Raw genomic sequence first — 13,908 nt, forward strand, 5'->3', positions numbered from 1 at the left:
GGCTCGCGGACGTGGGGCTTCATGGGAGTCCAAGGGGACGGCCGCATTAGTCCATGGAGTCGCCGTAGAGAGCCGAGTAGAGAATTCCACGAGGGCGGACAGCCGAAGTCCGCACCGGTTCCCAGGGATTGTGCCGAGGGATCGCACCGACCAGGGGTCCGCCGGTTACGGAAAGCACGGTTTCCCTCTCCCCACAGAGGTCTCCCTCTCCCCCACAGAGAAGAGGAAGCACATGTCAGTAGTCGGGACGCTCCGCCGTTGTGCGCTACCCGCAGCGGCGGCTGCCGCATTGCTGATCGCGACGCCGCACGCGGCATCAGCGGACGTCGGAGGCGGCAACGTGTCGGTCGGCTGGTCGATCGACGACACGCCGTCCTCGGGGATGAGCAACATCACCTTCCCGCTCACCGTCAATCCGGCCACGGCCCACAAGGAAGGGATCTACTTCGCCCAGCAGTACAGCTTCGCGGACGGCATGGGCTACACCGGTCTGCAACCGCGCGAGAACAACGGCTCGAACGAACGGCTGTCCGCCCGCTTCTCCACCTTCACGGAAGGGGCGACCACCTCCGACCCGCTCTGCCACCAAGGAGCCGACGGCGGCCCCGGCGTCACCTGCGCGGTGGACTTCGACGCCGTGTACGGGCACCGCTACGACATCACGGTCGAGCGGACCGGCACCGACACCTGGAGCGGCACGGCGACGGACACGGTCACCGGCAAGGCCACCCACCTGGGGACGTACACGCTGCCGGCCGGGAGCGGCGATCTCCAGGGTTCCCAGGGAGGCTTCGTGGAGTACTACCTCGGGATCCCCAGCTGCGCCCAGATGCCCAGATCGGATGTGGTCTTCGGCCCACCGACGTCCACGGACGCCGGTGGGCTGAGCGGTACCTCCAGGGCGAACTACGAGTACAGCGACTGCGTCGGCGAGTCCGGCTACCGTGCCGAGAACGACGGCGCCGGTACGCATGTGACGCGCGGCTTCGTCTCCTGAGCCGCGGGCTGTCCACCGAGCCGCCCGCCGCGCCTTGGGCGGGCGGCTTCGCGGTTGCGGCGGCGGGTTCGGCCCGGTTCCGGTCCCGCTCCCGGCCGCCCTGCGCCGGCGTACATGGCCATGCGGGGCTTTTGCCCCCTCCGCCTGGTCGGCACGGAGCCGGCGACCACCGCGGTCAGCCCGTCCCTGGTGTGCGCGACGTGGAGGCCGACCGCGGGTGTCCGTCCGGTGCTGGCCGCCGACCGGTGGCGGGGCGGGGACGCGGTTGTTCAGACCGCGTCCCAGTTCGCCAGCAGCGCCGCTACGAGGGCGCAGACCGCGACGCCCAGGAGGAGGTACCGGGCCCAACCCACCCAGCGAGGAACCGTTTCTTCGTACCACTCGACTTCTCTCACGCCGCGTCCAACGACGCGCCGGACTCGCGGCAACGCGCGGCGCTGTCGCCGTTATGCGATTGTCATCCGATCCGCGTCACACGCCGCCTGTTTCCAGCCCGGCGAGGCGGGAGGTTCCGGCGTAGAGCAGGCGTCCGTCGCGGCGAACACGTACGCGCAGTCGCCCTGAGAGGTGCTGGAGGGAGTGGCTGTAGCGGTACGGGTCGAGCAGCGGCACAGGCAGCCTGAGCGGCCGCTCGCCCTCGGCCGTGCCGGTCATCTCGACCTGGTAGCGCGGCGAGTGGCCGCGTACGTGCCAGCTGCCGTCCCCGACCGTGGCGCGCACCCACGCTCCGGGCGGGACCAGGCTCACCGTCCGGCCGCCGATGGCGACGACGAGGCCGCCCACGGGCACGGTCAGCCTGCCGCGGCCCAACAGGCCGCCCGCGAAGGCGACACACAGGTCCTGGCGGTCGAAGCCGTGGGCCTGGCCCCACCACCAGGCGCGGGGAAAACCCCTCCCCCAGGACTTCTCCGCGTAGACCTGGCAGCCGGTCAGGTCCCAGGTGTGGTCGCGCAGCCGCACCGTCCCCTCCACCGCGGCACCGAACAGGTGGGGGTGCCAGTAGTGGTCGAGCCCCGGGAAGAGGGAGAAGACACCGCTGCCGTGCAGGAAGCGGCGCGGTGGCCAGGTGTGGAACGGGCGCAGCGCGCACCGGAGGTCCACCTCGTCACCGACGCGGGCCCGCAACCGGTCGTGGGTCAGCTCGAGCGCGGGGTGCGCCGCGATGCGGTAGGCGCTGGTGTCGGCCCCGGTTCCCTCGACGCTGGTCGAGCGCACCAAACTGCCGGGGTGTGCCGCGGCGACGACCGTGGTCCAGGGGCGCCGCGGGTGGTGGTTGACGCCGCAGGCCAGGAGCAGGACGCGGCCGTTGACCGGGTCCGTGAAGCGCCACAGGTACCCCTCCATGGGGGCCGGGTGCGCGGGCAGGGGATCGCCACGGGGCAGGTCGGCACCTGTGGCCCGCCAGCGGCGGCGCAGGCCCGCCCGCCGGCCGTGGCGGGGCCGCAGCTCGTCCTCCGGGACGTCGAGCCCGGGGGTGCCGAGCGGGGCGGGGAGCCCGGCCGCGCGGGGCGAGGCAGAGCGGCGGCGGGGCGCCCTCATGTCCGCCGTGCCGTCACGTAGTGCGCGGTGGCGAGCAACTCCGTGCGGACGCGGGCGGGCATCGGCAGACCGGCGACCACGTCGACGGCCGCCCGCTGCCGGCGGCGTGCCTCCGCTTCGGTCGCGGCCCGGCCGCCCGCGGCCTCGATCAGCTCCAGAGCGGTGTGCAGCTCCTCGGTGGACAGCCGTCCACCGGAGCAGCCCCGCAGGAGGGCGTGCAGCCGGTCACCTGCCGTGGTGCCGGAGTTGAGCGCCGCGACGAGGGGCAGGGTTCTGCGGCCTTCGCGCAGGTCGGTGCCGACCGGCTTGCCGGTTGTGGACGGCTCGCCCCACAGGCCGAGGACGTCGTCGGCGCATTGGAAGGCCAGGCCGAGCCCGCGGCCGAACAGGGCGAACCGTGCCACCTCCCGCGGCCCGCCACCGGCCAGCAGCGCCCCGATAGCGGTGGCCGCGGCCAGCAGCGCGCCCGTCTTGGCGGACGCCGCACGGCGGTAGTCCGCGACGGTCACGGCACCGGGGCCGCTCCAGGGGGCCCGGGCGAAGTCGTGGTCGTACGCCTGTCCGTGCAGCGTGGCGAGCATGGAACGGGTCAGCAGGGTGAGGGCCCAGCAGGACCGCTGGGTACGCGGCGCGGCCAGCGTGTCGGCGGCGAGCGCGAAAAGGCCGTCGCCGGCCAGCAGCGCCGCCCCCGTGCCGTACTGCTGCCACAGTGCGGGCCGGCCCCGGCGGGTGGGGTCGCCGTCCATGATGTCGTCGTGGACGAGGGCGAAGTTGTGGACGAGTTCCACGGCGGCGGCCCCTGGGGTGGCCTGCTCGGCGGGCGCGCCCAGCGCCTCCGCCGCGAGGTAGGCCAGCGCCGGGCGGACGGCCTTGCCCGGCATGGCGAGGTCGGTCTCCTCCCCGTCGGGTCCCCACCACCCGAAGTGGTAGCCGCTCATCCGGGACAGCTGCCGCGGCAGTGTGCGCACGGCCGTGCGCAGCGTGGGCTCCAGCCGTGCGTGCGCCCGTCGGCAGACCGACACGGCGATCTCGTGAGCCCTCGCCGGGGGACTCACCGCTGTGCTCATCGCGCCTCGCGCCCCTCCCGTACGGGCTCCGCCGGCCAGGGGCTCGGTTTCGTGGACGCGTGAGTCTCCGGCGGCGCGGTCGCCGTGCCGCCCGTGTCCTCGTGGTGGGCGGGCCGCCGGGCCGCGGCAACGGCCCGGTAGAGCCACACGGTGAACAGCAGTGCGGTTCCGCCTGCGACGGCGTTCCACAGCGCGGGAGCCGGCTTTCCCGCCAGCAGCAGGTCGGCGAGGAGGGCGAGCATGGTCGCGCAGGTGGTGAGCGGCAGTTGCATGGACGCCCAGAAGGTGACGTCGCCCGAGCGGCCTGTGTCGGACATCGCGTCGGTGCGCAGACCGCGCACCACCAAGGCCGCGACCGGAGCGACCAGCAGCTGGGCGGCGGCCACCACCGCGGGCAGCACCTGGGTGAGGGCCAGGACGAGCACGCCCGCGTAGAGGACGGCCTGGCCCGCCGTGTAGACGTGGGTGACCCGGCGGGCACCGAGCAGGCCGGCCAGGGTGGCCTTGCCCACGAGGGCGTCACCCTCGATGTCCGCGAGGTTCATCACCAGGCAGCGCAGCACCTGGAGCGCCGCGACCAGCCCGGTGCACCACCCGAGCAGCGCGCCGGCTCCGCCGGGCTGCAGGACGGCGGCGAGAAGGGGCCCCATTCCGTACAGGACGGCCGCGCAGCTCGCCTCGCCCAGTGCGTGGTAGTTCAGCCGCAGGGGCGGCGCCGTGTAGAACCAGGCGAGCGCGGTCAGCGCGCCCGCGAGCAGCCGGGCGGGCAGGGTGGGCATCGCCAGGACGAGTGCCAGCGAGGTGAACAGCAGGACGAACGCGGCGCCGATGCTGGTGGCGGGGGTGAGCAGCCCGTCGACGAGGACGCGGCTGCCGCCCGTCCAGGCGGTCGGCCGCGGGTTGGCCCGGTCGGCCTCCAGGTCGAAGTACTCGTTGCAGAAGTGGGTCATCAGGTGCGTCGACCAGGCGAACGCCAGTGTCAACAGGTACCAGGCCAGTGAGAAGGCGCCGGTCGCGTGCACGGCGAGGGTCACGCCGAAGCCGGTCACCATCATCGACTGGAAGAGGAACTTGACCCTGGCGAGCCTGAGGAAGGCGGCGAACGACCCGGGGGCCGGCGAGGGGAGTGCCGGTGAGGCGGTTGCCTGTGAGGGGGTTGCCGGCAGCGGGCCGCTGCTGCCCGGCGCGTCGCTCATGCGCCCTGCTCGGCGACGGGCTCGGACTCGGACTCGGCCTCGGACCGGGTGACGGGCTCGGTCCCGGGCTTGGTGGCGACGATGATGCCGTGGGGCGTCCACCCTGGTACCTCGACGCGTTCGATCGCGGTGAAGCCGGCCGCGCGCAGGCACTCCTCGTGCAGCCGCCACGGGTAGATCATGCCTCCCTCGGCCGGCAGGGAGGCGAAGTAGACGCTGTCCAGGGCCGCCACCACGGGGCCGTCGCCCTCGTCGTTCGACATCGAGTTGAAGAGGACGACGCGCCCGCCGGGGGCGAGGGCGTCGTGGGCCTTGCGCAGCAGCGCGGTGTTCTCCTCGGGCGTCCAGATGACCAGCTGGTGGGCGAACAGGACACAGTCCATCCCGCCGGGAAAGGCGTCGGCGAACATGTCGCACGGCTGTACCGAGACGCGCTCGCCCAGCCCCGCCTCGGAGATCTTCTTCTCCGTCATCGGGGCCGAGGAGGGGATCTCCAGGATGGTCACCTCGAGGTCGGGGTGGTGCGCGGCCAGGGCGAGCGCGTTGACGGCGTCGCCTCCGCCGCAGTCGAGGAGCCGGGTGGCGCCGCGGAGGTCGAGCGCTGCGACGAGGTGTGCGTTGGCCAGCTGGGACCAGGAGCGCATGTACCGGTAGAAGACCGTCTCCAGGCGGGGGTGGAGGCTGAAGCGGTGGTACAGGTCGGGGTGGTCCCCCGGGATGCGCCGCAGCCCGACGTTGGAGTTCTCGCGCAGGGAGGCGACGAAGTCCTCCTGTCCCGGGTAGACGATGTGCGCTTCGAAGGCGACGGTGTCCCGCAGCTTGCTCCAGTTGCCTTCCTCGGCCAGTGACTCGATCAGCGCCGCCGCCCGGTACCGTCCGTCCTCCTTGCGGGTGAGCCCCAGCGAGGTGCAGCCCAGCAGCAGGATGTCGGCGGCCCGCTCGGCCAGCCCCAGTTCGGTCCTGATCGCGGTGGCCTCCAGCGGCCCCCGCTCCATGAGCAGGTCCAGCAGCTTCAGCTCGCAGGCGGCGTTGAGGTACTGGAACGCCGCGTGCCCGAAGAGCAGGAGGGACAGCCGGTCCATGTCCAGCTCGGCGGGGCGCGCGGGGGCGGGGGCATCCGGCGTGTCCGACGGGACGGTCATCGCGGTGGTCATGGTTCCCCTCTTGGCGTTCGTGGCTCGTCGACCGGAGCGAACGGTGTCGAAAGCGCGTTCGTGAGCGATCGGTGAAACGGCGTGAAAAGGTCAATAGGCACTATACGCACCTCTTAGGTACATATAGTGATACCTCACATAGTCAACGCAGGGGACGCCACCATGAAGCCGACGGCACTCGACACGACGGAAGCCGCAGCGGACGCCCCGGCCGCAGGTGCCCAGGGCGAGGCCCGCCCGTGGGACGTCGCCGGAATCGACCACATCAGGCTGTGCGTGGGCAACGCCCGCCAGGCCGCCCACTTCTACGTCTCGGCCCTCGGCATGGAGATCACCGCGTGCCGGCGCCCCGAGAACTCACCCCAGGGACACGCCGAGTACGTGCTCACCTCGGGCGGCGTCCGCTTCGTGGTGACAGGCGGCGGGGAACCCGACAGCCCCGCCACCCGGTGGGCGGCGCTGCACGGCGACGGGGTCAGCGACATCGCTCTCCAGGTCGCCAACCTGGACGAGGGGCTCGCCTACGCCACGCGCGCCGGCGCGCGGGTGCTCCAGGAACCGGCGACGGCCCAGGACGAGTACGGTGCGGTGCGCACGGCGGCCATCGCCACCTACGGCGAGCTGCGGCACACCCTGGTCGAGCGCCGTTCCTACCGCGGCCCCTTCCTGCCCGGCTTCGAGGCCCCCTCCCCCGGCTGCCCCCGCCCCTCGGGCCCGCGCCTCTTCCACCGCGTCGACCACCTCGTCGGCTGTGTCGAACTCGGCCTGCTGGAGGAGTGGGTCGACTTCTACCGCCGCACCATGGACTTCTCCACCATGGCCGAGTTCGTCGAGGACGACATCGCCACCGCGTACTCGGCCCTGATGAGCAAGGTCGTCACCGACGGCTCGCAGAAGGTCAAGCTCCCGCTCAACGAACCGGCACCCGGCCGGCGCCGCTCCCAGATCGACGAGTACCTCACCTACCACCGGGGGCCTGGCACCCAGCACATCGCCCTGGAGACCGAGGACATCCTCGCCGCGACGGACGCGCTGCGCGCCGCCGGCGTCGACTTCCTGCCCACTCCCCGCGCCTACTACGACGATCCCGTGCTGCGCTCACGGATCGGCTCCGTACGCGTCGACATCGACGAGCTGCGCTCCCGCGGCATCCTGGTGGACCGGGACGAGGACGGCTACCTGCTGCAGATCTTCACCCGCCCTCTGGTGGACCGTCCGACCTTCTTCATCGAGCTGATCGAACGCCACGGCAGCCAGGGCTTCGGCAAGGGCAACTTCAAGGCGCTCTTCGAGGCCGTCGAGCGGGAGCAGCAGCTCCGCGGAAACCTCTGACACCCCACTTCGCACACCGTTTCCCCAGGAGCAGCGATGCCGAGGGCGACTCTCGCCAAGCAACCCGACGCCGTGTCCGCGATGTTCGACCAGGCGGCGCGGCGCTACGACCTGACCAACACCCTGCTGTCCGCCGGCGCGGACAGGACATGGCGGGCCCGTACCCGCGAGGCGCTGGGCCTGCGGCCCGGGGAGCGCTGCCTGGACGTCGCCTGCGGCACGGGCGTCTCCACCGAAACCCTCGCCCGCTCGGGTGCCGCCGTCGTCGGGATCGACCGCTCGCCCGGGATGGTCGGCCGCGGCGCCCACCGGCCCGTCACGCTCCGCGTGGGGGACGCGCTCTCCCTCCCCTTCGAGGACGCCGCGTTCGACGCGGCGACCATCATGTTCGGGCTGCGCAACGTCGTGGACCCCACAACCGCCCTCCGCGAGATGGCCCGGGTGGTGCGGCCCGGCGGGCGGCTCGTGGTCTGCGAGTTCAGCCATCCGGTCCGGGAGCCGTTCCGCACCGTGTACCTGCGGTACCTGATGGGGGGTCTGCCGCGGATCGCCCGCCGGGTCTCCAGCAACCCGGACGCCTACACCTACCTCGCCGACACCATCCGCGCCTGGTACGACCAGCCCGCTCTCGCGGCGGTGATCGCCGGCAGCGGCTGGTCCCGCGTCTCGTGGCGCAACCTCACCGGCGGCATCGTCGCCCTGCACCGCGCGGTCCGCCTCGCCTGCGCCGCACCCGGCACCGCGCCGCTGCCCCAGGTGGCCCGCGCGTGAGCCGGCCGGCGGCGGAGCAGGCGCAGGTGATCGTCGTGGGCGCGGGCCCGGGCGGCTCCACCGCCGCCTGGCACCTGGCCCGCCAGGGGCTGTCCGTGGCCCTCGTGGAGAAGTCCGAGTTCCCCCGCGAGAAGGTGTGCGGCGACGGCCTGACGCCCCGGGCCGTACGCCAACTGGTGCGGATGGGCATCGACACCTCGGCGCCCGGCTGGATGCGCAACCGGGGCCTGCGGTTCGTCTCCCGGGGCCGGATCCTGGAACTCGACTGGCCCGAGAGCAGCGCCTTTCCCGCGTACGGGCTCACCCGCACGCGCGAGGACTTCGACCAGCTTCTCGCCCGGCACGCCGAAGCCGCGGGCGCCCGCCTGCACACCCGCACGAAGGTGACCGCGCCGCTGCTGGACCGCGCCGGGCGCGTCGTGGGCGTCTCGACGACCGGACCCGAAGGGCGGGAGCGCGACTTCACCGCTCCGCTGGTGGTCGCGGCGGACGGCGTCGCGGGGCGCCTCGCCGTTTCCATGGGTATCGAGCGGCTCAAGAAACGCCCTGTCGGCACGGCGGTGCGACGCTACTTCCGCAGCCAGGCCAGACACCTGGACCCGTATCTGGAGTCCTGGCTCGACCTGCGCCGCGAGGACGGCCGGATCCTTCCCGGATACAGCTGGATCTTCCCCCTGGGTGACGGGAGGGTCAACGTGGGCCTCGGCGTCCTCAACGACTCCCGCACCGGCTCCATGCAAACGCGCCGGCTGCTGGAGACGTGGCTGGCCCGCACCCCGGCCGCGTGGGGGCTGCGCGAGGACGGCAACGCGGATGGCCCCCTGCGCGGCGCGGCCCTGCCCATGGGGTTCAACCGCCTCCCCCACTACCGCGACGGGCTCCTGCTGATCGGCGACGCGGGCGGCATGGTCAATCCGTGCAACGGCGAGGGCATCACCTACGCCATGGAGTCGGCCGAACTGGCCGCCGACGTGGCGGGCCAGGCGCTGGCCCGCCCGGCGGGCCCCGCCCGGGAGCGGGCGCTGGAGCACTATCCGGCCCAGATGGCGCACCGGCTGGGCCGGTACTACCGCCTCGGGCGCGGCTTCTCGGCACTGATGGCGCGGCCCGCTTTCACGTCGCTGGTCACGCAGAACGCCGTGCGGTCCCCCGCCGCCATGCGTTTCATGGTGCGGCTGCTCTCCAACCTCACCGACAGGCCGGGCACCGACGCGATGGACCACCTCGTCAACGCGCTGATCCGGGTGACGCCCTCGCCCGCCGACCACGCCGGCCGGTTCGCGGGTGCGCCGTCGCTCCGGCGGAGCCGGTCCCGGGTGCCGGGCTGAGTGAACGGCCCCGCCGTCACAGCGGGTTGTGGTGCCCCAGTGGTGCCGTGCAGAACGAGCCGCCGACCAGGTCCGCGGGGGTGCCGTCGGGCGCGGGCGGTGCCGCCAGGCGCGGTGCGTAGACCTCGGCGTCGTCCTGCGAGGTGTAGCCGAGAGCCTCGGCCTCGGCCAGCGAGAAGGTGCGGCGCGCGTTGTCCGAGACGCCCCAGATCAGGCGGTATCCCGGAGAGGTCGTGGCCAGGCACACTTCGAGGAGGCGGGCGCAGTCGTCGGGGGACAGCCAGGTCGACAGGCCGCGTGCGCCCAGCGGAAGCGGCGTCTCGAAGCACGAGCCGATCCGGATGGCGGTGACGTCCATCCCGAAGCGGGAGTGGTAGAGACTGCCCAGGGCCTCGATGGCGGCCTTGCTGACGCCGTAGTAGGTGTCGGGGCGCGGTGAGGAGTCGGCCGGCAGCCCGGCGGCACCGCCCTCGTCCGTGGTGCGGAAGCCGACGGCGTGGTTGCTGGAGGCCAGGACGACCCGGGGCACCTGGGCCTCACGAGCGGCGTCGAGCACGGTGTGTGTGCCGCCGATGTTGACGTCGCAAGTCGCCTCCCAGGTGTTTTCCCGGCTGAGGCCGCCCAGGTGGATCAGGGCGTCGACGTCCTGGCAGGCGCTCTTCATCGCCTCGGCGTCGGTCACCGAGCCGGTCAGCAGTTCCACCGCCTCGTCCGGTTCCGCCGGGGTCTGCGGGGCGAGGTCCAGGAGGCGCAGCACGCGCCCCGGGCGGCGCAGCCGGGGGCGCATCAGGGTGCCGACCGTGCCGGCCGCTCCGGTGATCAGCACGCGCTGGTCGTTCATCTCGGTCTCCTCTGGCGCGTCTCGGTCTGTGAGGCGTCTCGTTCGGTCAGGCGTCTCGGCATGTGCGCGGAGTGCTGCGGGAGGGGACGGGGCGTGTCAGCGGATGCCTTCGCGACGCAGGCGGCCGGCGAGCTGTGCGGTGGCTTCGGCCAGCAGTTCGCCAACCCGCCGGGTCTCCGCGTCGTCGGTCCGGTCCACGGGCATGGAGCAGCTGATCGCGTCGGTGCCCGGGATGCGGTACGGGATCACGGCGGCGACGCAGCGGATGCCCGGCGTGCCCTCCTCGTTCTCCGAGGCGTATCCGAGCTCTCTGGAGCGGGCGCACGCGGAGTGCAGCGCCTCTCGCGAGGTGAGGGTCCGGGGCGTGAGGGCGGGCAGCGTCGCGGGCAGGAGGGCTTCGACCTCGTCGTGGGTCAGCTCGGCGAGGAGGGCCTTGCCCAGCGCGGTGGCGTGGACGGGCAGGGAGCGGCCCACGCGCGAGACCAGGTGGGTGGAGCGCTGGGCCTCGCGGGTCTCCAGGTAGACGATCTCGTCGCCGTTGCGCCGGGCGAAGTGGGCGGTGTAGCCGGTCCGTTCGCGGACCTGTTCCAGTACCTCGGTGGCGAACGGGACGACGGCGTCCCGGTCCAGGTAGGCGGTTCCGCACTTCAGGGCGCGGATGCCGAGCCGGTAGCGGGCGGTGCCGCCGTCCTGTTCGAGCCAGCCTGCGTCGAGCAGCGTGCGCAGCAGCCCGTGCAGGCTGGAGCGGGGGAAGCCGGTGCTGGCGTGCAGGTCCGACAGGGAGAGCCAGACGTCTCCCGCGGCGAACGCCTCCAGGAGTTCCACCGTCCGCCAGGCGGACTTGACTCCGGACGGTTCGGTGGGCGTTGCGCCCGCCGGTGCCGCGCCGCCCGCCGCTGACGCGTCGTCATGCCGCAGCATTCGTGCCCCTCCTCGTCCCGTTGGCGCCGGTACGGCCGACTCCGCGGTGGTGCGTCGGGACCGTTGACGCGCTGGAGCGACCATATTACGTTCCCCGAACAAATTCATAGCACTGAACCACGTCGGCACGTGAGATGGCATTCATGTACGTGAAACACATCGTAATGATGGACACGGAGGGGAGCCAGAGAGGTGCACTCGTTTGACTGGACAGTGATGTGTGCGTACTTCGGGCTGATGGTCCTCATCGGCTGGTGGTCGCACAAAAGAGTCGGGAACGTGAAGGACTTCTTCACCGCGGGCGGACGCATGCCGTGGTGGCTGGCCGGCATCTCGCACCACATGTCCGGCTACAGCGCGGTGCTGTTCGTCGCCTACGCCTCGGTCGCCTACACCACAGGTGTCACGGTCTACTTCTGGGGCTTCGCCAGCATCGGGGTGGGCGTCGGCATCGGCAGCTGGCTGTTCGCGGCGCGCTGGAACCGGCTGCGCTCGAAACTGGGTGTGGCCTCCCCGCTCGAGTACCTGGCCATGCGGTACAACGTGACCACCCAGCAGGCACTGGCCTGGAGCGGCAGCCTGCTGAAGATCTTCGACATCGCCGCGAAGTGGTTCGCGGTCGCCACCCTGCTGCACGTCTTCGCCGGGATCGACTACAACGTCGGCATCCTCGTCACCGGCGTGATCACGCTCTTCTACTGCACGGTCGGCGGGCTGTGGGCCGACGCCCTGACCGAACTGGGCCAGTTCATCATCCAGGCGGTCGCCGCGATCGTGATGCTCGTCGTCGTGCTCGGCAAGCTCGGCGGTGTCTCGGCGCTGTGGACGATGTGGGACAAGCTTCCCGCAGGACACGTCGACCCGACGACGCCGAAGTACACGGGCCTCTTCCTGATGGTCTACGTCCTGGTGAAGACCCTGGAATACAACGGAGGCATGTGGAACCTGGCGCAGCGCTACATGGCAGCGCCCGACACCCACGCGGCCCGGCGGAGCGCCCGGCTCTCCGCCGGGCTCTACCTGCTGTGGCCCCTGGTGCTGATGTTCCCGATGTTCGCCGCTCCGCTGCTCGTCCCCGACGTCGACAACCCCGACAACTCCTACGCGATCATGACGACCACGTTCCTGCCGCCCGGGCTCATCGGCCTCGTACTGGCCGGCATCTTCTCGCACACCATGGCGATGGTCTCCTCCGACGCCAACGCGATCTCCGCCGTCATCACCCGCGACATGATCCCGGTGATGTCCCGCAAGGCACGGGCGTGGACCCCGCCGCAAGGCCTCCTCGCGGCGCGCGTGACGACGGTCTCCTTCGTCGTGCTGACCATGGCCGTCGCCACGCAGGCCCAGAACCTCGGCGGCGTGCTCCAACTCGTCGTCAACTGGGTGGCGGCACTGATGGGTCCGATCTCCATCCCGCTGCTGCTCGGCATGCTCCCCTGGTTCCGCCGCTGCGGCCCGCGCGCGGCACTCACCTCCTGGGCGGGCGGACTCCTCGGCTACGGGCTCGTCTACTACGTCATCGACACCTCGCAGACCTGGCTGGTGGCCACGCCGGTGCTGGTGTCCCTCGTGCTGTACACGGGTCTCGGCGCCCTCGCTCCCGAGCGCAGCGAAGCCGCCGAAGAGCTCATGGAGGTCCTGGGAGACGACGACACCCCCGGCACAGCGGAGCCGGGCCCCGAGGAGACCCGCCTTCCGGCCTGACCCGCTCCGCGCGACAACACGGCCCACGACGCGGCCCGACACGTCCCGCGCTGCCCGGCAGGCCCCGTACGGCGCCCCGGCTCGCGGCACCTCCTCGTCCACGAAAGGAGCAGGAACCGATGGCACAGCCCCCGGCCCCGCTCGAAGGGCTCCTGGCATTCCCCCTCACTCCCTTCTCCGACACCCTCTCCCTCGACCTGGACGCCTTCGCCCAGAACGTGGAACGACACGTCGAGGCGGGAGCCGGCGCGTTGTTCGTGGCCTGCGGGACGGGCGAGTTCAGCTCGCTCTCGCCCGCCGAGCACGCCGCGGTACTGGCACGGGCGCGCGAGGTGGTGCGCGGGCGCGTGCCCGTATGGGTGGGGGCGGGAGGCGGAGCGGCCACTGCCCGCGCGGCGGTCGCCGCCGCGGCCGACGGCGGGGCCGACGGCGTGCTGCTCCTGCCGCCTTACCTGGTCTCGGGGCCGCCCGAGGGCCTGGTGGACTTCGTCAGGTACGCCGTGGCGGACACGTCGACCCCCGTGATCGTCTACCACCGCTCCACCGGGATCTTCACCGAGTCGGCCGCGGTGTCCCTGCTCGGCGTCCCCTCGGTGGTCGGCCTCAAGGACGGCTTCGGCGACGTCGAGCTCATGCACCGCGTCATCACGGCCGTACGGTCGGTCGGCACCCGGCGGGCCGAGCGCTTCTGCTTCTTCAACGGGCTGCCGACCGCCGAGGTGTCCGCGCACGCGTACAGCGCCATCGGCGTCACCCGCTACTCCTCGGCGGTGCACTGCTTCGCCCCGGAGATCGCCCACCGCTTCCACCGCGCGCTGGCCGAGGGCGACAGCGCCGTCACCCAGGCCCTGCTGCGGGGGTTCTACCTTCCTTTCGTGGCCCTGCGGGACGAAGCGCCCGGTTTCGCCGTCTCCCTGGTCAAGGCGGCGGCGCGGTTGCGGGGCGATGGGACGGGCCCGGTACGGCCGCCGCTGGTCGACCCGACCGAGGAGCAGATCGAGCGACTGCGGCACCTCGTCGAGAACGGGTACCGCGTCTTGAAGGGACTGTGACCG

12 protein-coding genes are annotated in these 13,908 nt (G+C 72.2%); 6 read left to right on the top strand and 6 right to left on the bottom strand.

The features are described 5' to 3' along the window. Positions 1–289 precede the first annotated feature (289 nt). Positions 290–997 (top strand): hypothetical protein, encoded by a 708-nt coding sequence (locus tag DTL70_RS11245; RefSeq protein ID WP_245979268.1) that lies wholly within the window; start codon positions 290–292, stop codon positions 995–997. Positions 998–1,468: 471 nt separating this feature from the next. Here DTL70_RS11245 and DTL70_RS11250 read toward each other — a convergent pair whose 3' ends face one another. From DTL70_RS11250 to DTL70_RS11265, 4 genes are read right to left on the bottom strand one after another with little or no spacing between them, the layout of a single operon-like run. Next, positions 1,469–2,536, bottom strand: coding sequence for a tocopherol cyclase family protein (locus DTL70_RS11250; RefSeq protein ID WP_114021734.1), 1,068 nt, complete (start codon positions 2,534–2,536; stop codon positions 1,469–1,471). Then, positions 2,533–3,603, bottom strand: coding sequence for a polyprenyl synthetase family protein (locus DTL70_RS11255; protein WP_114021735.1), 1,071 nt, complete (start codon positions 3,601–3,603; stop codon positions 2,533–2,535). The genes DTL70_RS11250 and DTL70_RS11255 overlap by 4 nt, the downstream gene beginning before the upstream one ends. After that, complete coding sequence (locus DTL70_RS11260) at positions 3,600–4,799, bottom strand: prenyltransferase (protein WP_114021736.1); 1,200 nt, start codon at positions 4,797–4,799, stop codon at positions 3,600–3,602. The genes DTL70_RS11255 and DTL70_RS11260 overlap by 4 nt, the downstream gene beginning before the upstream one ends. Continuing rightward, the gene (locus DTL70_RS11265; protein ID WP_281278670.1) at positions 4,796–5,953 is read right to left on the bottom strand and encodes a methyltransferase; all 1,158 of its coding nucleotides are present in this window, start codon (positions 5,951–5,953) and stop codon (positions 4,796–4,798) included. The genes DTL70_RS11260 and DTL70_RS11265 overlap by 4 nt, the downstream gene beginning before the upstream one ends. Before the next feature lie 162 nt (positions 5,954–6,115). Here DTL70_RS11265 and hppD point away from each other — a divergent pair, with 162 nt between their 5' ends. The 3 genes from hppD to DTL70_RS11280 are packed head-to-tail and all read left to right on the top strand — an operon-like array spanning position 6,116 to position 9,384. Then, complete coding sequence (hppD, locus tag DTL70_RS11270; RefSeq protein ID WP_114021737.1) at positions 6,116–7,285, top strand: 4-hydroxyphenylpyruvate dioxygenase; 1,170 nt, start codon at positions 6,116–6,118, stop codon at positions 7,283–7,285. 36 nt (positions 7,286–7,321) lie between these two features. Beyond that, positions 7,322–8,056: a demethylmenaquinone methyltransferase gene (locus tag DTL70_RS11275; protein ID WP_114021738.1), complete on the top strand. Its 735-nt coding sequence runs from the start codon at positions 7,322–7,324 to the stop codon at positions 8,054–8,056. Further along, positions 8,053–9,384 carry a geranylgeranyl reductase family protein gene (locus tag DTL70_RS11280; RefSeq protein ID WP_114021739.1) on the top strand — a complete coding sequence of 444 codons (1,332 nt, stop codon included), beginning with the start codon at positions 8,053–8,055 and terminating at the stop codon, positions 9,382–9,384. Before DTL70_RS11275 ends, DTL70_RS11280 begins: the two co-directional genes overlap by 4 nt. A gap of 16 nt (positions 9,385–9,400) precedes the next feature. On the opposite strand, the gene DTL70_RS11285 is transcribed toward DTL70_RS11280, so the two are convergent. Then, positions 9,401–10,225 carry an NAD-dependent epimerase/dehydratase family protein gene (locus tag DTL70_RS11285; RefSeq protein WP_114021740.1) on the bottom strand — a complete coding sequence of 275 codons (825 nt, stop codon included), beginning with the start codon at positions 10,223–10,225 and terminating at the stop codon, positions 9,401–9,403. Positions 10,226–10,321: 96 nt separating this feature from the next. Then, the gene (locus tag DTL70_RS11290; protein WP_114021741.1) at positions 10,322–11,146 is read right to left on the bottom strand and encodes an IclR family transcriptional regulator; all 825 of its coding nucleotides are present in this window, start codon (positions 11,144–11,146) and stop codon (positions 10,322–10,324) included. Positions 11,147–11,338: 192 nt separating this feature from the next. Between DTL70_RS11290 and DTL70_RS11295 the strand changes: the two genes are divergently transcribed. Together DTL70_RS11295 and DTL70_RS11300 are read left to right on the top strand one after the other, a co-directional pair. After that, entirely contained in the window at positions 11,339–12,853 is a 1,515-nt protein-coding gene (locus DTL70_RS11295) for a sodium:solute symporter family protein (RefSeq protein ID WP_114021742.1), read from the top strand. A gap of 119 nt (positions 12,854–12,972) precedes the next feature. Continuing rightward, on the top strand, positions 12,973–13,905 hold the full coding sequence (locus DTL70_RS11300; RefSeq protein ID WP_114021743.1) for a 5-dehydro-4-deoxyglucarate dehydratase: 933 nt from the start codon (positions 12,973–12,975) through the stop codon (positions 13,903–13,905). Positions 13,906–13,908 lie beyond the last annotated feature (3 nt).

This window comes from Streptomyces diacarni (assembly GCF_003323715.1).
Lineage (GTDB): Bacteria > Actinomycetota > Actinomycetes > Streptomycetales > Streptomycetaceae > Streptomyces > Streptomyces diacarni.

Bases quoted from the DNA above. Each gene is read 5' to 3' on its own strand.
- DTL70_RS11300 (WP_114021743.1), top strand. From the start codon at position 12,973: ATGGCACAGCCCCCGGCCCCGCTCGAAGGGCTCCTGGCATTCCCCCTC.
- DTL70_RS11250 (WP_114021734.1), bottom strand. From the start codon at position 2,536: ATGAGGGCGCCCCGCCGCCGCTCTGCCTCGCCCCGCGCGGCCGGGCTC.
- DTL70_RS11265 (WP_281278670.1), bottom strand. From the start codon at position 5,953: ATGACCACCGCGATGACCGTCCCGTCGGACACGCCGGATGCCCCCGCC.
- hppD (WP_114021737.1), top strand. From the start codon at position 6,116: ATGAAGCCGACGGCACTCGACACGACGGAAGCCGCAGCGGACGCCCCG.
- DTL70_RS11275 (WP_114021738.1), top strand. From the start codon at position 7,322: ATGCCGAGGGCGACTCTCGCCAAGCAACCCGACGCCGTGTCCGCGATG.
- DTL70_RS11255 (WP_114021735.1), bottom strand. From the start codon at position 3,603: ATGAGCACAGCGGTGAGTCCCCCGGCGAGGGCTCACGAGATCGCCGTG.
- DTL70_RS11290 (WP_114021741.1), bottom strand. From the start codon at position 11,146: ATGCTGCGGCATGACGACGCGTCAGCGGCGGGCGGCGCGGCACCGGCG.
- DTL70_RS11285 (WP_114021740.1), bottom strand. From the start codon at position 10,225: ATGAACGACCAGCGCGTGCTGATCACCGGAGCGGCCGGCACGGTCGGC.
- DTL70_RS11260 (WP_114021736.1), bottom strand. From the start codon at position 4,799: ATGAGCGACGCGCCGGGCAGCAGCGGCCCGCTGCCGGCAACCCCCTCA.